This is a genomic window from Zavarzinella formosa DSM 19928 (assembly GCF_000255705.1).
GTDB lineage: Bacteria > Planctomycetota > Planctomycetia > Gemmatales > Gemmataceae > Zavarzinella > Zavarzinella formosa.
In genome coordinates, this window is sequence record NZ_JH636440.1 from 526933 (window position 1) to 547107 (window position 20175).

Sequence of the window (20175 nt, forward strand, 5' to 3'; positions counted from 1 at the left end):
CTTGGGTCGGTTCGGTGGTTGCCCGAGGAAATTCAAGAGGCCGAGCGACGAAGCACGACTTCGGAATACAGGGTGTCAAGGTTCTTCCGGCGGATGTCAAGCCGCCGCAGGCCAAAACCGCGTTCGACGGCTTGCTTCGCCAGCGTTTCCCGCAGGTCGTCCCCGGCGGATTGCTCCACTTCGCAGCGAACGATCCCCTCCTCGCCGGGGATGATGTTGGCCGGCCGTGTTCCCGCGACTTTCTTGAACCAGTCGCTGATGGCCGGTTCCGGCCCGGTCAGGTCCATCACCAGCGTGGGGATTTCGCTGGCCAGCGAGGAGAGCCTGCCGTCCCACCAAATGCTGCCGCGATTGATGATGATGACGCGATCGCAAATCGCTTCCACTTCCGACAAAATGTGCGTGGAAAGCAGAACAGTGTGCGAACCGGCGAAGCTCTTGATGGCGGCCAGCGTTTCGCGGATTTGGATGGGGTCGAGGCCGGAGGTCGGTTCGTCGAGAATCAGCACTTTCGGGTCGGCCAGCATGGCATCAGCCAGCCCGATCCGCTGTCGGTAGCCCTTGGAGAGCGTCCCGAGCAGCCGACGGCGAACTTCCTTCACCCGGCATTTTTCGAGGGATTCTTCCAATCGCTTGCGGCGATTGGTGCGGTCCACGCCCTTGAGCTTTGCCCGGTAAAGCAAATACTCCTCGACCCGCATTTCCGGGTAGAGAGGGACGCTTTCCGGCAGATAGCCGATGTTTTGCCGCACGGCCATCGGGTTTTCCATCACGTCGTGCCCGCAAACTTGGGCGATGCCGCTGGTGGCGGGCATGAACGTGGTGAGAATCCGCATGGTCGTTGACTTGCCCGCCCCGTTCGGCCCGAGAAAGCCGACCAGCTCGCCGGGAGCCACGGAGAAGTTAATGCGGTCAACGGCCACGACGGGGCCGTATTTCTTGACGAGTTCGTCCACCCGAATTGCGTGGTCGCTCATGGTGCTTCCGTCACGGTCGCCCGGACTGTCTTCCTTGGGAGTTTCGGTATCGTATGATCCGGGGCCAATTGGGGAAGTGTCCGTTGGCAAAGTGATCCGTGATTGGATCCCGCCAATGTAACAAGCAACCCCGGCTCCAGCTTTAGAATTGAACGATTAGCCAGTAAGCCAGCGCCCCCAGGATGGCCCCGCAGGGGACCGTGCTTCCCCACGCGAGCAGAATTTCGGCCGCCTTACGCCACTTCGCTTGCCGGGTGACGACGCCCATTCCCAGCAGTGATCCCACGCTCACATGAGTAGTGCTGACCGGCAAGGCGCCCAAGCTCGCCGCGGTCACCAATCCGGCCGTCACCAAACTGGCAGCAAACCCCTGGCCGGGGTTCATCCCGGTGATTTTTTTGCCGAGCGTCTCCGCAACCCGGTCAATATCCAGCAAGCCGCCGAGGGCGATAATCACCGCGACGATCAAAATCGCCCAGTAAACCTCCAGGTTTGGCACGGCCAGCATCAACGCGGCCATCTTCGGCGTGTCGTTGAGGCCGCGGGCGAAACTGGCGGCCCCGGCGCTCAGGAAGTGTAGCGTGTCTAATGTCGGTGTCCGGTGGTCCGGGGCCAGACGAAGTGACTTGAGCAGCAGATAGACCACGCCCCCGGCGATGGCCGCGACCACCGGACTGAAAAACAAGGGGTAAATGAAGTTCGCCCCCAGCGCCGCGAACCGCACTTCGCCGCTGCCAGCCAACCCGGCTCCCAGCAAGGCGCCGACCAAGGCGTGGGTGGTGGAGACGGGGAAACCGAAGCGGGTGGCCAGAAAACTCGTCAACGCCGCTCCGATGGCCACCGCGCAGACAAATTCCCGCGAGGCGACCAGTTCATCCGGGACGATTCCCCGGCCCCGGAAGACGAGGATCATTCCTCCCGCCAGAAACAGGGCGGTGATCGAGCCGGCGAAGGTGGTGGCCGTCCCCCACAAGGCCGCTGTGCGGAGCGTGGTTGTGCCGCTGCCGTACAGGGAGGCCACGCCTTTGAAATTGGCGTTGGCCCCGTTGGTGAAAGCCACGAAGCCAACGGCGAGAAAGAGGATGACGAGCAGCATTCGGGGAGCTTACTTCGCTTTGTTTTCCGTCTTTTCGGTCTCATATTGCTTGAGCGAAGCATATTCCTTCCACGATCCTTCGTAGAGCCGCACGTTCGGGTATTTCGCCACGTGCTTGAGGTAGAACCGCAGCAGGCTTCCTTCGCGGGAGGTGCCGCAATAGACGAGGATTTCCTTGTCCCCGGTCAGTCCGGCGGCTTCGAGTTCGGCCTTGGTTTTCTCGAACGACAGAAACTGGTGGGTGTTGTCCTTTTCCATCAACCGGGCCCAGTGGAAGCTGATGGCGCCGGGGATGTGGCCTTTCCGCAGCCAGATTTCGTCGTCGCCCATGTATTCGTTGTGCGGCCGGGCGTCCACGAGAACCACGCCGGGCTGGCCTTTGCGCTTCAGCACGTCATCCACCGTCAGGGCGATTTCCGGAAGTCCCTTTTCCGGAAGCGTCCCCTTCGGGTTGCCGAAGTATTCCTGTGTGACCGGCAGTTTGGCCTTGTTCCAGCCCGGCAGACCGCCGTCCACGATGCGAATGTCTTTCACGCCGTATTTTTCCAAGACAAACGCCACCATGCTGGCGCTCAGAATCTCGTCGTTCGGCAGCTTGTCGCCGGTGGCATAGATCAGGTGCAGCCGGTCGCGGTCCACGCCGGCGCGGACCAGCAAGGCTTTGGTCAGGTCTTCCGGGAGGTATTGCACGGGAACGCCGTGATCTGTTCCCCGCAGGGTGTCGAAGTTGATGTGGTGGGCGGTCGGCAGGTGGCCCCGGAAATAATCCTTGTACCCGCCGCGGGTGTCGAACACGAGCGGCCGTTTGGCGGCGTCGGGATTCTCGATCAGCTTGTTGGCCTCGGCCGGAGAGATGATTTCGATGTCGGCTTGGGCGACTCCCCCAAGCAGCGAAACACCGAAGACGGCGGCCGCAGCTTTCGCCGGGAGATTCGAGGCGGCCGCGCGAAGGGTGCGGAACATGGCGCTAATCAATCGCATGTGAAACAAACTCCTTGGCCAATGTCGTCAACAAAAGAGATGGGAAGTTATCGTACTATCGAGCGGGCAGGCGTCATCGTTTGACGGCGGGGGCGATGCCGGAATTCAACCCGGCCGGTTTAGAACTCCAGTTGCAACCGGGCGAATGCCTCCCAGAGGGTGTTGGCCTTGGCCGCCCCCGGTGCCGGGCGGTAGTAATCGCCGGTAAACAACACGGCCGAGCCGGTGTCGAGCTTAAGGCCGCCACCGAAATCGTAAGTGAACATTTCGCCGACTTCCGTGCCGATGCCCTTCGATCCGTTCAATGGATTCCGGGCGGCTGTTTGCAGCCAGCCGGCCGTCGTCGAACTGGTGAGCCGGGCCGTCAGCGGGTATTCCAGTTTGCCTTGCGCGGTGAACAGACCCAAGCCGCGATTCTGGAGGCCGACGCCCAAGTCGGCCAAGTCGCCGGGACCGTTCGGGCTGGTGAGTTGCATGTAGCTCCAGTAGCCCTGCGATCCGAAACCATCCCGATAAGACTGGGCGACGGTGCGGAATTCATTGGAACGGCCGTCCCCGGAGCCATTGCCGCCGGTGGCGTACAAAATCTGGCTGCTCAGCTTGGCGTCGCCGATTTTGAGGGCGCCGGCTTCCAGCTAGGTGGCAAAGCCCGTGTGACGGAAACCGATGGCGTCCACATCCTCCCGGCGACCGGAGTTCGTGATGAAGAACGCGGCCAGTGGCAGCACGTCGTTGGTCCATTTGGCCCGCACGCCCAACCAAGTGTCGAGGGCGTAGCGATAGGCGGCGGATGTGGTGTAAGAGTAACCGCCCCGGTCATACAGAACGTAGGCGCTTCCCCCCACCGAGAATTGCTCGGCCAGCGGTTGGTCGGCGTCGAAGGCGAACAAGGTGGCCGTGTGCGTCCCCGGCGCGTTCGCCGGGTCCGAAGTGGCGAACGCCTGGTCGGCCAACAGCAACATCGCGGCCGACAACCGGAGGTTGTTCATGCCAGTGACGGTCTTTGTCCAGTCAATACCGGCTTGGTTGAAGTCGTAGTTGGAGCTGGCCAGCGTGTCGTTGAATGAATCGTGCCAGTCCAGAAACCCGACACGCACCTTGCCAACATCTTCTTCCTTGTAGGCCAGCCAGGCGCGACGCAGTTCAATTCCCACGCGGTCGCCGACGATTGGCGAGTAGTTGGCGTTGAAGTTCTTGTTGAAGTCGTAGTTCGTGCCCCAGTGAATCCCGCCAACCTGCATCTGGATGTAACCCTCGACGTTGTCGTTCGGGGTGTAGGTCAACCAGAGACGATAACGCTGGGTCACCAGTCCTTGATCCGTCTGCCCCGGAGGCAGCGAGATCGGGTGGAACGGAAAGTTGTTGCCGTCCCCTTCGATCCGGAACTGGCCGCCGACGCGGAAATGATTCCAGTCAAACGGCGCCGGCCCCGACAATGGCTGCCCTTGGGAGGCGGCGGGGGGCGGTTGCAGGAAGGACGAGGGAAACTGAACCGACGGATCGGCATCCGTCCGGGCTGGTTGTTGTCCCTCGGACAACGGCGGGACGGCCGGCCCTGTCGGCGTCATCGGGTTTGCGGGCTGAAGGATCGGATCGACCTTCGGCGCTATTGTCACCGGCCCGGCCGGCTTGGCCTCCGCCGGTGGAAACTGAGCGTTTGCAGGTGTCAGGCCCGTGCCAATCACCCCAATGATGGAAACAGCCCACAAAGACGCTCGCATTCCCTGCCCCCCGGCTGGAATAGTGATTTCAGATTTCCCCCAATCGCGGGCCATAACCGGATTGACAAGATAACGCAATAGACACCTTGAAAGACGGGCAGGAGTCAGACGTTCTTTTGAGGATGAATTGTGTCCGGGCCGTCCGGGAATTGGTTGACGTTTGCTTGGTTTTTTTAATGTGCCAGTTCCGCCAGCGAACGGACCGTCCGAATCCCCGGTTCTGCTCCCTCCGGGGCGAACAATACCGCTTCCAAGCCGGCGGCCATCGCGCCGTCGTAGTCGTTTCGGCGATCATCGCCGACGTACAAAATCTCGGCGGGGGCGCATCCGGCTTGGCGAATCACTTCCTCGAAGAACGGCCGACCAGGTTTGCGATGGCCAACCAGTGAGCTGATGACCAGTCGGTTCCAAACGGGTTCCAATTCGAGAAACCCGGCGGCAAGGGGTTTGAGCCGGGCGTCGAAGTTGGAGGCGAGGCCAAGGGTCAGCCCCCGGCCCTTCAAATTGGCCAGCGCCGGGCCAACCTCGCCGGGGACGCTCCAGGCGGCCGGAGTGGTGTAATGAGCCCACAGGTCGCGGAAACAGGCTTCCAAGTCCGCCTCCGGCATGACCTCGGCCATGATGTCCCGCCAGCGAAGGGCTTCGCGCTCCTCGCTGGTGGTCCAGCCGTTTTGGCCGTCAATTTTTTCCTGTTTGATAAACGCGGGCATCAGCCGGGCGCGCACGGTTTCTTCCGTGAGGGCCGCGCCGTGCTGGTTGGCCAACCGGGCGTAAGTGGCGCTGACGCCGGGATACGGGAACAACACCGTGCCGACGGCGTCGAAAAACACGGCCCTGATGTGACTTGCAATCATACGAATCCCCCGGACTTCCTTGACCGGACGACGCCCAGCCATAGGTCCATCTGTCCGGGGTTAATGGTACGTAATTGATGAGTCCGATGTCTTCACCTTCCAAACCGAAGCCCAAACGCCGTCGTCCGCATGATCGCAGCGAGATCCGCGTCTCTTTCCTGCCGGAAGGAAACCGTGCCGCCAAATGGGCTTACGTCTGCATGCTGGCCGGGCTTGTCCCCGGCGTCGGCGTGCTCACCGGCTTCGCGGCCATTATTTTGGGATTTTTCGGCCGCCGCATCGCCAAAAAAGACGAACACGAGCGGGGGCTTGGTCACGCCTGCATGAGCATGATTTTGGGGGCTGTTGAAGTGGTTTGTCAGGGAATCGGCTGGTGGTTGTTGCTGGACTGAAAAAGCTCGAAGATTAACCACAAAGACGCAAAGGTCACACAAAGTTTCACAAAGAAGACAAAAGAGATAGCTATTTCTTCTCTGTGAAACTTTGTGTGACCTTTGCGTCTTTGTGGTTAATCTTTGCCGAGCCTTTTCAGTCCGTCTTCAACAACGCCGGGTTGGCGAAGACCATTTTCCAAGGTCGGATGCTCCATTTCAGAAACACCCCGGCGGCGTGGAACGGGTCGTTCTTCATGATGGCCTCGACACCTTCGACCGTGTCGGCTTCGTAAATGATCAGCGCCCCGCTGGCATCGGCGAACGGGCCGGAGGCGACGAGCTTGCCCTGTTCGATCAGGCTCGACAAATAGGCCCGGTGGGCGGGGCGGATGGCCCCGACTTTTTCCGCGTCTTGCAAATACTCAATCGTCGCGGCAAACTTCATCGCGCCGTCTCCGGTTGAACCACTTCGGCGGGGAACCATCGCTTCGCCAGCACGGCATGTCCCCCGAACACCAAGGCCGCCATCACATATTGGCCGAAAACCTGCATCGGCTGGGCACGGACAAATTCCAGCCCTTTGCCATACGCCAGCATCAGCGTGTCAAAAGACTTCACCCGATATTCCGGCATGGAGTTTTCCAGCCACGCGATGGCGTTTGTGATCAGGAAGAACAGGGTGTAACTGATGGTCGTTCCCGCAAACAGGCGGGCGGGGGAATTGGAGTTGGCCAACAACATCCGGCCGAGCAACACGAACAGGGCGAAACTCGGATAGGCCCCGTAAGAAACCGGCCATTGATGGATGGCGAACAAGAGCGCATCCGTCGCGGCCTGAACGCCCAGAACCAGCATCAACGATTGCCACCAACGCAACCGGGCGCCGGCGTACAATCCGAACGCCGTGAACGGCCAAAGCATCCAAGCCGTGGTTTCGTAGGGAAGCAGGCGAAACGCCACCACATAGAGAGCCGTCAGCGTCGCCAGAAGCCACGCGAGGGGTTTCGGTGATTCGGTCATTGGTCTCATGATTCAGATTCAAGATGACACGGTGACAAACGTAGTGCTCATCCCGTCTTGTCGCAAACATTCAGGATATGGTCACCTTGTCACCTTGTCACCTTGTCGCCTTGTCACAAACCGCGATCAGAACATTGTTTGACGTTTATGGCCGTTTCTCAAGCGGGATGTACGCCACATCCGTCTTGCCGGTGTAGGTCTGTTCCGGGCGGTAAATCCGGTTGCCCTGGAGTTGTTCCAGCCAGTGGGCCAGCCAACCGGCGACGCGGGCGATGGCGAAGACGGGGGTGAAGATGTCCGTCGGGATGCCGAGCGAGGAATAGACCACGCCGGAGAAGAAATCGACGTTCGGGTACACACCCTTCGGCCCGTAGATCGGGACGCAAATCTTTTCGAGTTCGAGGGCCACCTCGTACATCGCCGGGCGGGTGGTTTCCGCAAACACGTGTTCCGCAAGTTCTTGCAGCACGGTGGCGCGGGGGTCTTTCACCTTGTAGACCCGGTGGCCCATGCCCATGACCTTGAAGGACGGATCGGCGGCCTTCTTGGCGTCCATCCATGCTTTCGCGTTTTCAGCTTTGCCAATTTCGGAAAGTTGTTCCAGCACTTCCTCGTTCGCCCCGCCGTGCAGCGGACCCGACAGGGAGCCGATGGCGGCCGCGATGGTCGCATAGGGGTTCGCCAGCGAGGAACCGGTCACGCGGGCCGTGAACGTCGAGGCGTTCATGTTGTGTTCGGCGTGCAGAATCAGACAGGCGTCGACCACCTTGCGGACGGACGGCGAGGGTTCCCGGCCGAAGAGCATGTAATAAAAGTTTCCGGCATGATCGAGATCCGGGTGCGGTTCGATCGGCTCGTCCCCTTTGCGGAGCCGGGCAAACGCGGTCACCACGGTCGGCATGGCGGCGATCAGTCGCAGCGTGGCTTCCCAATTCGAGGCGGCGTTTTTGACGTCGCGGGCCGGGTAGAACATGCCCAGCGCGGCAATGGACGCCTGAAGGGCGTCCATCGGGTGGCCGTCGGCCGGGAAATTCTTGATGACGTCGATGAGTTTGTAGTGGACCTTGCGGCGCTGGCGAAGTTCGTGGTGAAAATCGGCCAGTTCCCGTTGGGTCGGCAATTGTCCCTTCAGAAGCAACCAGGCGGTTTCTTCAAAAGAACTTTCCTTCGCCAGCGTTTCGACGGCAATTCCCCGGTAGGACAGCATCGCTCGCTTGCCGTCGATGATGCTGATGGCTGACTTCGTCACCGGAACGTCGGCCAACCCTGCGGGTATTTCCATCGCACTCATCGGGGATCTCGGGGGGAAACGTCTGTTGGCGGGGGGTGGTCGCGGTCGGCGACCCGCTTCATGTCAGTTATAGCACGTTTTGCGGGTTGGCCAGAGAGAAGGTCCGCTATCCGGCGAAGCCCCGGCGGCTTACAATCTAGGACTGGCCTATATCCGGTTGGGAGAAAAGTGATGTCCGAGGAAGCAGAAGAGTTCGACGAATTCGATTCCCTCGATCCGCTGGACGTGATCCGGACGATGATCGCCTCGGCGATTTCGCTCGGCGCCCCGGTGTACAACACGGGCGATTACCGGGGTTGTTACGAAATTTACGCCGCCACCGCCCGGATGCTCAACCACATCGTGGACGGCGCCGAGGAAGAACGGGAACTCCTCCGGGGCGCCTTGGAATTGACGGCCCTGGAAGTGGATGTCAACGAACAAGCCTGGGTGATGCGCCGGGCGTTCGACACGATTCTCGGCGAGGAAACGGTCGAAGAGGAAGTTGAAGAACCCACGCCGCCGACGGAATAAGGGGAAGACAACACGTGAGAGCCCGGAAGACAAGGAGACCAGGAAACCAAGAAATGAACACATTTCACCGTCATGATCGCCGCATCATGCCTGAAATGTTTTTGTCACCTTGTCACCTTGTCACCTTGTCACCTTGTCTCTCTCCCGAGGACAAACCTTGCCAGCAGTAACCAAACTTTGGCGGTTGCTGCCGCATGACCGGACGGCCATCGAGCATCTCGCCCGCCAGCTTGGTGTTTCTCCCATCATTGCCCAACTGTTGTTAAATCGGGATATCGGCAAACCCGAGGCGGCCAAACGATTTTTGGAAGCATCCCTCGCCGGAATGCACCCCCCGGCCTCGCTGCCCGGCGTGCCGGAGGCCGTCGAACGGTTGTATCGGGCGGTCGAGCAAAAGAAAAAAATTTGCGTTTATGGCGATTACGACGTGGATGGCACCACCGGCACCGCCATTCTCGTCGGTTTGTTTCAACAACTCGGTTCGCCGGTCGAGTTTTATGTTCCCCATCGCTTGGAAGAGGGCTACGGGGTCAATTCGGAAGCCCTGACGCAACTCGCCGAGAGCGGGGTGAAGGTCGTCGTCACGGTCGATTGCGGCATCGCCAGCCTGGCCGAGGCCGACGTGGCGAAAAAACTCGGGCTGGAACTGATCGTCACCGACCACCACGAAATGAAAGCCACGCTACCCAAGGCGGCGGTGTGTGTCCATCCCCGGTTACCGGGCACGAATTATCCCTTCGGCGGCCTCTCCGGGGCCGGGGTGGCGTTCAAGCTGGCGTGGGCGCTGGCCGTCAAACATTGCGGCAGCGAGAAGGTTACCCCCGCCCTGCGGGATTACCTGCTGGACGCCCTTTGTCTCGCCACGCTCGGCCTCGTCGCGGATGTGGTGCCGTTGCACGACGAGAACCGCATCCTCGTCAAGCACGGGCTGAACCGGCTGAACACCAAGCCGCCGCTCGGCATCAAAGCCCTGATCGAATCGGCAAAATTGCCGGCCGACAAGCTGATCAAGGCCGAGGATATCGGCTACAAACTCGGGCCGCGCATCAACGCCGCCGGCCGGCTTGGATGCGCCCGTTTGGTGGTTGAAATGTTCACGACGGCCAACCCGGCGAAAGCCCGCGAGGTGGCCGATTTTCTGGACAACCAGAACAGCCAGCGTCAGACGATCGAACGCAAAATGACTGCCCAGGCCAAAGAAATGGCCGACGCGATGATGACGGAAGACTTGTCCGGTATCGTGTTGGCCCATGCCGAATGGCATCCGGGGGTGGTCGGGATCGTCGCGAGCCGGATCGTCGAATACACCGGCTGCCCGGCCGTGCTGTTTGCCATCGTGCCGGACGCGGAGGTCGTCACCGGCTCCGGCCGGTCAATCCACGGCTTCGAGTTGCACGAAGCCCTAAACGCCTGCGACGACGTATTGGCCGGCCACGGCGGCCACGCGATGGCGGCCGGTGCCAAGATTCGCCCGCTGATGATCCCGGTGTTCCGGGAACGCTTCGCCCAATATGCCGCCGAGCATTTCCCGACCGGCGTCGCCCCGGCCCCCCAAGTGCGAATCGACGCCGAGGTTCCGCTGAGTTCGCTGACGCTCGGCCTGCTGAATGACCTCAACAAACTGGAACCCTACGGGGCCGACAATCCCAAACCCCGATTCTTGGCCGGGAATCTGCAAATCGTCGGCGAACCGAAAAAGATCGGCGCCGGGGAACGCCATCTGAGCTTCAAGGTGAAACAGGGATCGACCAGCATGAGGGCTGTTGCCTTCGGCATGGGCGACCGCGTCGTGGAATTGATGTCCGACGGGGGAAGATGTTGCCTGACGTTCACGCCGACAATCAACGAATGGAACGGCATGCGTTCGGTGGAACTGATGGTGGACGACTTCCAGACGGGACCAACGGCCACATTGGGATGAGGAGAAGAGTTTCACGCAAAGGCCGCCAAGAAGCAAAGATCGCCAAGGGCCAATGAAATGAGGAACGATCACCGTTTGTAATCGTGTCCATTTTTTCAATGATCCTTGGCGATCTTTGCGTGAAACTTTTTTCTTTTTAATTCTTCGTTTTGGCTGGTTCGTTGCCGAAGCTCGCCCAAAATCCCAGCGGGATCATTCCCAAGATCATGACCAAACTATTCGCGATCCAGAAGATGGCGCAACTGTCGGCCAGAGTTTTGTTGAACCCGTAAGCATGGAGGCCGATGCCAAGCTGGTTGGTGCCGAACCAAGACCACGCGGTCACAATGTTGCCGAACACCGTCAGGACGGCAAAGCCGCGAGCCTTCACCAAACCGGCCCAGCGGGCATGCAGGGCGAGGGCGTTCCAGATCACGATCAACACGGCCCCGTTTTCCTTGGGGTCCCAACCCCAGAACCGGCCCCACGATTGATCGGCCCAGATGCCGCCCAACACGGTGCCCACGAAACTCAGCAACGTGGCGAAACAGATCGTGCCGTAGGTCATTTGGTAAACCGCCCGGCCGCTGTCTTTTCGCAGGGCGTTGGTGAACATCCCGGCGAAGATATAGGCTGCCCCGAGGAAGCCCCCCACGAAGGTGGCGGTATAACCGAGCGTCACGATGGTGACGTGCGTCGCCAGCCAGAAGTTGGTGTCCAGCACGGCCACCAGCATCTCCATCGTGTCACCTCCCTGTGACAGAAGTTGGGCAATCTGCATGGTGGCAAAACCCAAGAGGCTGCCGACAAATGTTCCGAGGCTGTTCTTGTAAATCACCTCCATGATCAGGCATAAAACCAGACAACCCCAGCCGATGAACACCGCCGAGGAATAGAGGTTTGTGACAGGAGGGCGGGAGCCAATGAACATTCGCAAGATCAACGCCAGCGTGTGGACGCCAAGGGTGAGGCAGGTGAGATAAAACGCAGAACGCCCCAATGGCACCTCGGGCGGGACAAGCCACGACAGGCACGCCAGGACCATCACCATGATGTAAAGAACTTTGCAGAGGAAGAATGGTTCAAAGTGGTTCATCCATGCCTCCGACCGGGCCTTGCTCACATCGGAAGGGTCCATCTTCGAAACGTAATCCGCATAGTACTTCGCCAGATCTTGGTTGAATTTCTCCACGTTGTCGGCGTCGTAGGCTTTCAGGATTTCCAGAAGCAGGGCGGCCTGTGGGAAATGTTCAGACCGGCCTGTTTCCGTCAAACGGCGGAAGGCTTCCATCATTAGATCCTTGCGCTCGTTCTCATACCAAGCTCGGAACGAATCCGGTGTGCGATTTTTGCGGGCCTCGTCATATTTGGCCGGGTTTTCTTTAATGTCACGCTGGAATTCGATTTCGCCTTCCGCCTTGGCTTGCTCGACTGAGGCAGCGCCGATCTGCCGATTAATCTCGAACAGGGTCATCCATTTTCCGGTCGGAGAATCGGGATTTGGGACGAGGCCGGGCACAACAAAGTTGCCGACTTGGTCTTGCATGTCAATCTGATGAATCAGCGTGACAAGGCTTTCTTCAAACTGATTGCGCTCTTCTGCTTTTTTGGCGCCCAAAACGGCTCTTTTTGCATCCAGTTCCTGCAATTTCTTGCCGCCAATTTCCGCTTTTGAGTATCTGTATGACCCCGGTTTGTTGCGCAGGTTGAGCCAGGTGCGGACATCCGGATCGTCAATACGGAAGACCTCGCAAGAGTCATCACGGCTGTTGGAAGCCGTCACGTCCAACAGCCAGCGGATGGCCGGGCGGGTCTCCTCGCGGCCGTCGATTTTAACGACGTATTCTTGTCGTCCGCCGGTGAGAATCATCAGCGTGTTGCGGGACAGGGAATCCAGAGGCTGGATGCGCCCGCTGTGTTGCACCGGAATCGCGCCGAAAGCGTACAGGTCCATTTCCTTCGTTTTGGTTCCCGGCGGGACCGCCTTCATGGCGATGTACAACCCCATTACGGCGACGATGACCCACGGCAGAAATTTCATGTATTTCATGGCTTGATGCCTTTTTGCTTTCCGTCCATTTTTACCGAATACCATCGCGGGAAGAAAAACGGTCGCCGTCCGGAATGGTGTTGCCTAGTCGCAATGATCCGCGTTGCCCCTTGGATATCCCGGTCACACTCTTGTCGCATTCAAGGCCGCCCGCCTGTCGGCAGCGGCTTTCTTCTTCAGGAATTCGCCGAACTTGATGCCAAAGTGAATCAGCATCCCAAGTCCGACCATCACACAGGAGACATAGGGCAAGTGTCTGCCGGGATTGCGAACAACCTGCAAGCCTGTGCGTTTTTGCTCTCCCTCCGAGGCCTCCATCGACGATTGGTAAAAAGTCGCCCCGTCATACCGCAGCGGATGGTTCATCCAGATGGTGACTGTCCGGTCCTCGCCCGTGCGGGGGTCTTGGAGCCGAATGGTGCTGGCAAAATTGCGGGTGACTTTTGTGCCCGGATAATAATCGTTTTCAATCTTCTCGGCCGTGATTTTATAAGGCAGGTAGGCTCGTTTTCTGCGAAAATTGATCATGTAGTTCTTGTCTCCCGCCACGAGTTTTTGCGGTTGCTCGGACACATAAATTCCGACCAGATATGTTCCGAGAGACTCGCCCGTGTCGTTTTGAAAAAACTCCACCAAGGCCGCGGGCAGATTCGGCCGACCCCCTGTTTCAGTCCCGGCAACCTCCTTGATGGCCTTGAGGGTGACCGCCCGGCCCACCCCTTTGTTCGCTTGGGGTTCTTCATCGGCCGTCCGTGTCTTCGGTTCCGAAGTGTTCACCATGTATTCATGCACCCGCAGGTGGAAAGGCAGGTCTGGCAAGCTGACACGGTTGGCTGGTTTGTTTCGTTTTTCGTCCCCGGCGGCCTTTGACAGGATTTCTCCGGGAATGTTCACGACCTCGGTCGTGTCTCCGTCCGATGGCTTGGAAATGGTCAGTTCGAACCGGTTGAGATCCGACATGTAATCGGATGTTTCGCCTTCAAAAAGCATCATCTGGTCTTCGTTTGCCCGCTCGGCGCGAATAAACTCCCCGGCCAGCAACACCATCATCCCGGCGTGCAGGATCCAGATGCCGGAGCGTTTCCAAGTCATCTTGAAGCGGACGACATGGGCGGCGATGAGGTTGAAGGCCATCGCCCAGCCGATCACATATCCGCCGGGGAACGGAATGAGGAATCTCCCGGGATTTTCCGGCGTTCCGTAGATACGGGTGTGAAAAAACACTTCGGTAAAATCCGAGATCAGGTTGAGATCGACCCACGCGAGCCAGCAGTAAAAATATTGCGTCAGCACTCGCTCGATACCCGCGTGTTTCTGGGCGAGCGTGCCCATGAAAACGAGAAACAGCGAGAGGGAAAACAAAACCATCGTCACCCGGAGGGATGCGACCGGTTTTAAGATCGCCCACAGCGGGTTTGGTCTTTTATTCAAGACGGGTTTGCTGTCGCCAACGTAGTCGTGGGTTTGGGAGGTGTTCGCCATGATGAGGGTCGCTCCTGCGGTTGATCGGTCGTCAGCTCTTGGCGAAGGGGGGCTTCATCATCTGATTTTGCTTGCCGCCCGGACCCTTCAAATCCAGCCGGTAAATTGTCACGCCGTCGGCGGTTTTCATCTCCCGCCAAAGTTTGGGCAGGTCGGCCTCGGCCGTTGGTGGCAATCCGACTTGGCCTTCCCAACGGTTGATATTTTCAAGCAATGTTCCACCCACATCGCTCATAGTCATGTAAGTGGGTGTCAAACGGTGGCCGGTGCGGATGTTTAACTTCGAGATGCCATCCGTCGCCGAGGAGGTTTTCCAATGGTCGGGCAGTTGGAATCCGGGATCTTCCCCGTTGGCGACCGGAAGGCGAATGCTTGCCAGAAAGCGGTCAAAATCGGCCTGCCGTTTGCCGATTGTCTCCGGCCCGCCACGCATCTTGAACACCCACCAGCGTTGCATTCCGTCGGCCACCGGGCCGGGGATGTAGGCCCCGAGAATGCGATTGCCGTTGGAGGTTGGCTCCGGCATGTCCGGTTCCATTGTCTCCTCGTTGGCATGGGCGGCCGTCTTTTCGGTGGTGACCGAAATCGTCGGCGCGGGCCGACAACCGGCGGCCATCAGCACGCCCAAAAAGAGGAGAACGGACAAGCGCCCTCGTGTGCGACGATTCAAACCAGTGTTCATGAGGGGCATCAACAAAACTCGGAGAGAACCGGAGGGCGAACCGGTGCGGAGGCGGGCCAACATCCTCTATGCTTACAGGAGCATGGCCATCGGTCAAGCGGAAACGGCTCCGCTTGTGACCAAGAGGAGCCGACAATATGAGGTGGATAGCCGCCGATCAATCGGCCAGTCCGAAGGTTTTTCACTCATCAAAACCAATTTCGGCGGCGGTGGTCGCCGAGAGGATTCGCACAGTCAACTGTTCGAGTTCCTCCCCGGACAAACGCCCCAGACGATTCTGAAGTTTGTCATCCGGCAACTCCGGGAACTTCGTTCGGCATAATCGCTCGGCGATTCGCCGTTGTGTCAAAAGAGTGCCTTGTTGCATGCCTTGTTGCATGCCTTGTTGCACACCCTCTTCTTTCATTTCCTCAGACCATAGTCTTTTCATGGCTAGTGTCCTTTCTCGCTTCGGGTCGATCAAGAGTTCGTTCAAATCCCGCTTCTGGGTTTCTTCCAACGGGGCGTAGGATTGGATGAAATCCAGCAGCAAATGCTTCCGTTCGATATCCAGCGGGCTGGCGGCGATCACGTCCATCGCCTCGACAGCCGCCAAGGCCCGGCGGTCCCGCTCCATGTTCATGAGCGTGGACCACGCGGCCGCCAGAGGGTTGGGGTGATGGGCATAGTCTTCGGCCCGCAGACCCGGCAGGGCGACGTAATCATACTCGAAGGTCAGGATGCGGCGTTCCCAGAACCACCGCTCGAACACGTCCGTGTTCCGGCCTTCCATCCGCAGGTTCAGGAAGATGGCAACGGGCAGCACATCCAGCCCGAGTTTGTCGCCGGCTCCGGTGGTGTAATCGTACATCCGCTGGCGAAAATCCGCGAGGCGAGTTGAGCCTTCCGTTTCAATCAGGACGAGGGCCACCGACTCGCGAGGTTCGTTTTCCCGTGGCGGATCGGCGGGAATGACGGGAAGTTTTGCCAGAACATCGACCACCAATTTTTCGCCGCGTGGCGGGTCGGGGAAGATTTCCTGCTCCACCCACTCCACTTGGTCGAAGCGGAAGCGATTCACCCAGGCGGGAAAGAATATCTCGAAGAAGTCCCGCAGAAACAAGTGCATCAATTTCTTGAAGAATTGATCGTGATCCACAGGGCGGCTCCTTCGTGAACATCAATCCGGCTTCAACCGGGCCAGCGATTCCACCAAGCCGGTCACGCTCGGTTCCATCCAACTCAACAGCAATGTTTGCGGCAGCACGCCGAGGGCGATGGAAAGCACCACGAACGTCAGCAACACGGCGGCTTCGCGGGCGGTGATTTCGGTGTAATGGCCATGATGGTTCACGCCGAGATAGACCCGCTGCCATGTCCACAGCAGATAGGCGGCCGTCACCACCGTGGCCCCGATGGCGGCAAGCGAGAGGCCGGGATGGTAGTTCCAGCTTCCCAACACCACGAACAGTTCTCCCACGAAACCGCACAAGCCCGGCAGGCCCATCGAGGCGAAGAACAGGATGGCGCTCAACCCGGCGAACAGCGGCATGGAGGTCATCACCCCGCCGAGTTGCCGGATTTCGCGGGTGTGCGACCGGTCGTAGAGGACGCCGACGACGAAGAACATCGCCGAGGCCGTGATGCCGTGGGCGACCATCTGATACATCGCCCCGTTCATGCCCCACGCCCAATATTGGGACTTCGCCCCGCCTCCCCACGCGGCGAGGCCGAGAATCACATACCCCATGTGGCTGATTGAGGAATACGCGAGCAACCGCTTGAAGTCTGTCTGCCCGAGGGCCACAAAGGCTCCGTAAACGATGCCAAAGGCTCCGAGGCCGGCGATTACAAGCGACAGTTGATCGGCCGCCCACGGGCAGATCGGGTATGCCAGCCGGAGGAGGCCGTAACCCCCGAGTTTCAGGAGAATGCCCGCCAGAATCATGCTGACGGGCGTGGGGGCCTCGACGTGGGCGTCCGGCAGCCATGAATGGAACGGCACCACCGGCACCTTCACCGCGAAGCCGACAAACAGCAACACGAAGAACAAGTACTGATAGGTCGGCTGGAAGAAGGCTTGTTGAAACCGGCCCCGCGCGCTCTCGATGTGGACGCCGCGACCGAGCAACGGCACTTTCCCTTCGCCGGGTTCGTCGCGGGCGGTCAGGCGGTTTTGCTGGCCCGTCAGCACGAGCATGGCCCCCTGCCCCGCCCGTTGCAGCGTCGGGATGTGGAACGTGTGATATTCCCGGATTTCGTCCTGGGTCAGCCGGGGGCTTTCCTTCCGGCGTTCCTCGGCCCGCGCATCCACGGCGGTCTTGTCCACGAAGTCGCGCACATCCGTGAAGTACAGTCCGATGATCGCCACCAATAGGAACACGCTCCCGAGCAGCGTGTAAATCACAAACTTAAACGCGGCATACTTCCGGCGGGCGCCTCCCCAGACGCCGATCAGGAAGTACATGGGAATGAGCATCACCTCGTAAAAGACATACAGCAAGAACAGATCGAGGGCGAAGAATGTCCCCAGCACCCCCGTCTGAAGCGTGAGCAACAGGAAGAAATAAGCGCGCACATTCGTCTCGATCTTCCACGACGCGATCACGGCGAAGAACATGACGAGCGATGTGAGGACGATGAGCGGCAGGGAGATGCCATCGATCCCGATGCAATATTGGATGTCAAACCGGTCGATCCACGGCACGGTTCCGACCCAGTCATACGCCTGCCTCGGCTCCGGGGCGGGCATGCTGGCCCGGCGAAGGGCCTCGTCCGCGCGGGCGTCGAGCAGCGTCTTCGGGTGATGCAGCGAGCGCAACCCGCGATCCGACCGGGAATCGAGCAGGAAGTAATATTCCACCAGCAGGCACAGGCTCAGGCAAAGCGTCACCGCCGTGCCGAGCAACGCCCACCAGCGGACGGCCTCCTTGAACTTCGCCGGGAAGATCAGACAGAGCAGCCCGAATGCCGCCGGGACAAAGATCACCAGCGACATCATAATCAGGTCGTATTCAATCATGTCGGGTCCATGCTTCCAAAAACCGGGTCGTCATTCCCTTGCCGATCACATCCACAGCACGCTCAACACTCCCAGCAGGACGACGGCGGCGAGCATCACCGCCGTCACGTATTGCCGGATTTGTCCGGTCTGCCGGCGTCGCACCCGCCGGCCGAACAGGATGGTTCCCTGCCCGATGGCGCTCATCACTCCGTCCAGACTCGTCAGGTTGATGCTCTTGTCCACCGCGTGGGCCTGTTCGCCCGGCAGCGTTTTCTTGTCGAACCGGGCGGCCACGAATCCCAGGCCCATCACCGGAAGAACGAACAGGGCATGGTACAACTCGTCGAAACCCCACTTCCGCATCAGGAACTGGTGAACACCGGCCATTTTCGCCTTTACATTGGCCGGGTTGATGGCCTGCGTCACATACATCAGCACGGCGACTGTAACGCCTAGAATGGCCACGCCGAGGGCCAGCCACCCGGCGAGATGGTCTTTCTTCGCCAGTCCGTGGGCCATTCCCGGTTGCGATTGTTCAAGCAAATGGCCGAGGTAGCTCGCATGTGGCTCCCATGCCGGCCAGCCCCAGGCGATGCCCACGCTGCAAGCCGCCAGCAGCATCAACGGCACGGTCATCAAAAACGGTGATTCGTGGGCGTGCTCGGCCACATGATGGTCGCGGGGCGTCCCGGCAAATGTCAGGAACCAGAGCCGGAACATGTAGAAGGCGGTTAGCCCGGCCGTGAACAGCGGCAACACAAACAGGGCGATGTGATTTGGCTCCGCGAGGGCGAAACCCATCGCGTTCGAGAGGATCATGTCCTTGCTGTACCACCCGCTGAAGAAGGGCGTGCCGACAATGGCCAGCACGCCGATCAACATGGTGTAAGCGGTGATCGGCATCTTGCGCCGGAGGCCGCCCATTTTCATCATGTCTTGTTCGTGGTGGCAGCCATAAATCACGCTGCCAGACCCGAGGAACAAGAGGGCTTTGAAGAAGGCGTGGGTCAGCAAGTGCAACAGTCCGGCGACCCATCCGCCGACGCCGAGGGCGAGCATCATGTAGCCAAGCTGGCTGACAGTGGAATAGGCCAACACCCGCTTGATGTCCGTTTGTACCAAGGCAATCGTCGCCCCGAGGAACAACGTGATGGCACCGGTGTAAGCGATCACTAACCGCACTTCGGCCGTGAACAGCGGATAGGCCCGGCCGACAAGGTAGACCCCGGCCGCGACCATCGTGGCCGCGTGGATGAGGGCTGAAACGGGTGTCGGGCCTTCCATCGCGTCCGGCAGCCAGGTGTGCAGCGGGAACTGAGCCGACTTGCCGACGCAACCGAGGAAGATTCCCAAGCCCATGACCGTGAACAAATACGCGGGCATCGGGTTTTGCCCGTTGGCGATATCGCGGGCAATGTCTTGCACGTTGAAGGTGCCGAAATAGACCCACGCGAGGGCGAGGCCGATCAGGAACCCGGCGTCACCGACGCGGTTCATCAGGAATGCTTTGTTCGCGGCTGTGCTGGCCGACTTGCGCTCAAAGTAAAACCCGATGAGGAAGAACGAGCAAACGCCGACGAGTTCCCATGAGACGAAAATCTGAAACAGATTGTCCGCGATAAGCAGGTTTAGCATCGAGAAGCAGAACAGCGACAGAAACAGGAAGAACCGGCCGAACCGGCCCGGCCGGGTGACGTGGGCGGTGTGGTCTTCGTGTTCAATCTCCCGCTCGTCGCTCATGTAGCCGAGGGAGAAGACGAAAATGCACGTCCCGACGAAGGTGACCATCGCAAAAAGAATCGCCGAGAGATGGTCGATGCGGTAGCCAAGTTCGATGACCGCCGCCGGTTTGTCCGTGTCCGGCAATCGCTCGCCGACGGAGGCCCAGGTGGTGCGCTCGGCCCAGCGTTGTTCCACTTCCAACGGGGATCGGTGTTCGCTGTCGTGCAAATAAGTGGCAAGGCCAATGAAGGCGAAGACGGCGCTGCCACCCATCGCCAGCGTGGCGAAAAACGCCCCGAGACGAATCGGCCGGTGGCCGCCGAGCAAAAAGTACCAGAACCGGGCGGTGGCGCTGATCTCGCGGGCGGGCCGGCACAGCGCGCGGACACCTCCGGCGATCAACAGGAGAGCGAAGGCCGCCAACGGCAGGAACATCGCCACGACATACATCCGGCCCGGCGATGCAAGCAGCCAACTTACCATGTATCCCGCCCCGCCCGTGGGAGTGTGCGAACGGCCCGTGCCCACT

Annotated in this window: 17 protein-coding genes and 1 pseudogene; 3 read left to right on the forward strand and 15 right to left on the reverse strand. The window is 59.8% G+C overall.

Annotated features, from left to right (window positions below):
• Window positions 1-32: 32 nt before the first annotated feature.
• The 6 genes from BGIM_RS0113080 to BGIM_RS50175 form a co-directional block, all read right to left on the reverse strand.
• Entirely contained in the window at window positions 33-977 is a 945-nt protein-coding gene (locus BGIM_RS0113080; protein ID WP_020470218.1) for an ATP-binding cassette domain-containing protein, read from the reverse strand.
• Window positions 978-1119: 142 nt separating this feature from the next.
• Window positions 1120-2073 (reverse strand): inorganic phosphate transporter, encoded by a 954-nt coding sequence (locus BGIM_RS0113085; RefSeq protein WP_020470219.1) that lies wholly within the window; start codon window positions 2071-2073, stop codon window positions 1120-1122.
• Between the two features lie 9 nt (window positions 2074-2082).
• The gene (locus BGIM_RS0113090) at window positions 2083-3054 is read right to left on the reverse strand and encodes a sulfurtransferase (RefSeq protein ID WP_020470220.1); all 972 of its coding nucleotides are present in this window, start codon (window positions 3052-3054) and stop codon (window positions 2083-2085) included.
• A 119-nt stretch (window positions 3055-3173) separates the two neighbouring features.
• Complete coding sequence (locus BGIM_RS0113095) at window positions 3174-3638, reverse strand: hypothetical protein (protein ID WP_020470221.1); 465 nt, start codon at window positions 3636-3638, stop codon at window positions 3174-3176.
• A 51-nt stretch (window positions 3639-3689) separates the two neighbouring features.
• Complete coding sequence (locus BGIM_RS0113100) at window positions 3690-4775, reverse strand: hypothetical protein (protein ID WP_020470222.1); 1086 nt, start codon at window positions 4773-4775, stop codon at window positions 3690-3692.
• A 173-nt stretch (window positions 4776-4948) separates the two neighbouring features.
• The gene (locus tag BGIM_RS50175; RefSeq protein ID WP_020470223.1) at window positions 4949-5629 is read right to left on the reverse strand and encodes an HAD family hydrolase; all 681 of its coding nucleotides are present in this window, start codon (window positions 5627-5629) and stop codon (window positions 4949-4951) included.
• An 86-nt stretch (window positions 5630-5715) separates the two neighbouring features.
• Between BGIM_RS50175 and BGIM_RS0113110 the strand changes: the two genes are divergently transcribed.
• Window positions 5716-6021 (forward strand): hypothetical protein, encoded by a 306-nt coding sequence (locus BGIM_RS0113110; protein WP_020470224.1) that lies wholly within the window; start codon window positions 5716-5718, stop codon window positions 6019-6021.
• A gap of 136 nt (window positions 6022-6157) precedes the next feature.
• Here the strand turns inward: BGIM_RS0113110 and BGIM_RS0113115 are convergent, their stop codons facing one another.
• The 3 genes from BGIM_RS0113115 to BGIM_RS0113125 form a co-directional block, all read right to left on the reverse strand.
• Entirely contained in the window at window positions 6158-6448 is a 291-nt protein-coding gene (locus BGIM_RS0113115; protein ID WP_020470225.1) for a YciI family protein, read from the reverse strand.
• Entirely contained in the window at window positions 6445-7032 is a 588-nt protein-coding gene (locus BGIM_RS0113120; RefSeq protein WP_157368939.1) for a DUF6580 family putative transport protein, read from the reverse strand. The genes BGIM_RS0113115 and BGIM_RS0113120 overlap by 4 nt, the downstream gene beginning before the upstream one ends.
• A 136-nt stretch (window positions 7033-7168) precedes the next feature.
• Window positions 7169-8314: a citrate synthase gene (locus BGIM_RS0113125; protein ID WP_029630008.1), complete on the reverse strand. Its 1146-nt coding sequence runs from the start codon at window positions 8312-8314 to the stop codon at window positions 7169-7171.
• 171 nt (window positions 8315-8485) lie between these two features.
• On the opposite strand from BGIM_RS0113125, the gene BGIM_RS0113130 reads away from it, so the two are divergent.
• Complete coding sequence (locus tag BGIM_RS0113130; protein ID WP_020470228.1) at window positions 8486-8827, forward strand: hypothetical protein; 342 nt, start codon at window positions 8486-8488, stop codon at window positions 8825-8827.
• A gap of 157 nt (window positions 8828-8984) precedes the next feature.
• Window positions 8985-10748 carry a single-stranded-DNA-specific exonuclease RecJ gene (recJ, locus tag BGIM_RS0113135; RefSeq protein ID WP_063607887.1) on the forward strand — a complete coding sequence of 588 codons (1764 nt, stop codon included), beginning with the start codon at window positions 8985-8987 and terminating at the stop codon, window positions 10746-10748.
• A 258-nt stretch (window positions 10749-11006) separates the two neighbouring features.
• Here the strand turns inward: recJ and BGIM_RS50180 are convergent.
• The 6 genes and pseudogenes from BGIM_RS50180 to nuoL form a co-directional block, all read right to left on the reverse strand.
• A pseudogene (locus tag BGIM_RS50180) lies at window positions 11007-12822 on the reverse strand (cytochrome c biogenesis protein); the annotation flags it as partial.
• Between the two features lie 78 nt (window positions 12823-12900).
• Complete coding sequence (locus BGIM_RS0113145) at window positions 12901-14259, reverse strand: cytochrome c biogenesis protein ResB (protein ID WP_020470231.1); 1359 nt, start codon at window positions 14257-14259, stop codon at window positions 12901-12903.
• A 31-nt stretch (window positions 14260-14290) separates the two neighbouring features.
• Window positions 14291-14905 carry a hypothetical protein gene (locus tag BGIM_RS0113150; protein WP_157368941.1) on the reverse strand — a complete coding sequence of 205 codons (615 nt, stop codon included), beginning with the start codon at window positions 14903-14905 and terminating at the stop codon, window positions 14291-14293.
• Between the two features lie 217 nt (window positions 14906-15122).
• Window positions 15123-16079, reverse strand: coding sequence for an RpnC/YadD family protein (locus BGIM_RS0113155; RefSeq protein ID WP_020470233.1), 957 nt, complete (start codon window positions 16077-16079; stop codon window positions 15123-15125).
• A gap of 21 nt (window positions 16080-16100) precedes the next feature.
• Window positions 16101-17942, reverse strand: coding sequence for a complex I subunit 4 family protein (locus tag BGIM_RS0113160; protein WP_020470234.1), 1842 nt, complete (start codon window positions 17940-17942; stop codon window positions 16101-16103).
• Window positions 17943-17987: 45 nt separating this feature from the next.
• Complete coding sequence (gene nuoL, locus BGIM_RS0113165; protein WP_157368943.1) at window positions 17988-20129, reverse strand: NADH-quinone oxidoreductase subunit L; 2142 nt, start codon at window positions 20127-20129, stop codon at window positions 17988-17990.
• Window positions 20130-20175 lie beyond the last annotated feature (46 nt).

Bases quoted from the DNA above. Each gene is read 5' to 3' on its own strand.
- BGIM_RS0113080 (WP_020470218.1), bottom strand. From the start codon at position 977: ATGAGCGACCACGCAATTCGGGTGGACGAACTCGTCAAGAAATACGGC.
- BGIM_RS0113085 (WP_020470219.1), bottom strand. From the start codon at position 2,073: ATGCTGCTCGTCATCCTCTTTCTCGCCGTTGGCTTCGTGGCTTTCACC.
- BGIM_RS0113090 (WP_020470220.1), bottom strand. From the start codon at position 3,054: ATGCGATTGATTAGCGCCATGTTCCGCACCCTTCGCGCGGCCGCCTCG.
- BGIM_RS0113100 (WP_020470222.1), bottom strand. From the start codon at position 4,775: ATGCGAGCGTCTTTGTGGGCTGTTTCCATCATTGGGGTGATTGGCACG.
- BGIM_RS50175 (WP_020470223.1), bottom strand. From the start codon at position 5,629: ATGATTGCAAGTCACATCAGGGCCGTGTTTTTCGACGCCGTCGGCACG.
- BGIM_RS0113110 (WP_020470224.1), top strand. From the start codon at position 5,716: ATGTCTTCACCTTCCAAACCGAAGCCCAAACGCCGTCGTCCGCATGAT.
- BGIM_RS0113115 (WP_020470225.1), bottom strand. From the start codon at position 6,448: ATGAAGTTTGCCGCGACGATTGAGTATTTGCAAGACGCGGAAAAAGTC.
- BGIM_RS0113120 (WP_157368939.1), bottom strand. From the start codon at position 7,032: ATGAGACCAATGACCGAATCACCGAAACCCCTCGCGTGGCTTCTGGCG.
- BGIM_RS0113125 (WP_029630008.1), bottom strand. From the start codon at position 8,314: ATGAGTGCGATGGAAATACCCGCAGGGTTGGCCGACGTTCCGGTGACG.
- BGIM_RS0113130 (WP_020470228.1), top strand. From the start codon at position 8,486: ATGTCCGAGGAAGCAGAAGAGTTCGACGAATTCGATTCCCTCGATCCG.
- BGIM_RS0113145 (WP_020470231.1), bottom strand. From the start codon at position 14,259: ATGGCGAACACCTCCCAAACCCACGACTACGTTGGCGACAGCAAACCC.
- BGIM_RS0113160 (WP_020470234.1), bottom strand. From the start codon at position 17,942: ATGATTGAATACGACCTGATTATGATGTCGCTGGTGATCTTTGTCCCG.
- nuoL (WP_157368943.1), bottom strand. From the start codon at position 20,129: ATGGTAAGTTGGCTGCTTGCATCGCCGGGCCGGATGTATGTCGTGGCG.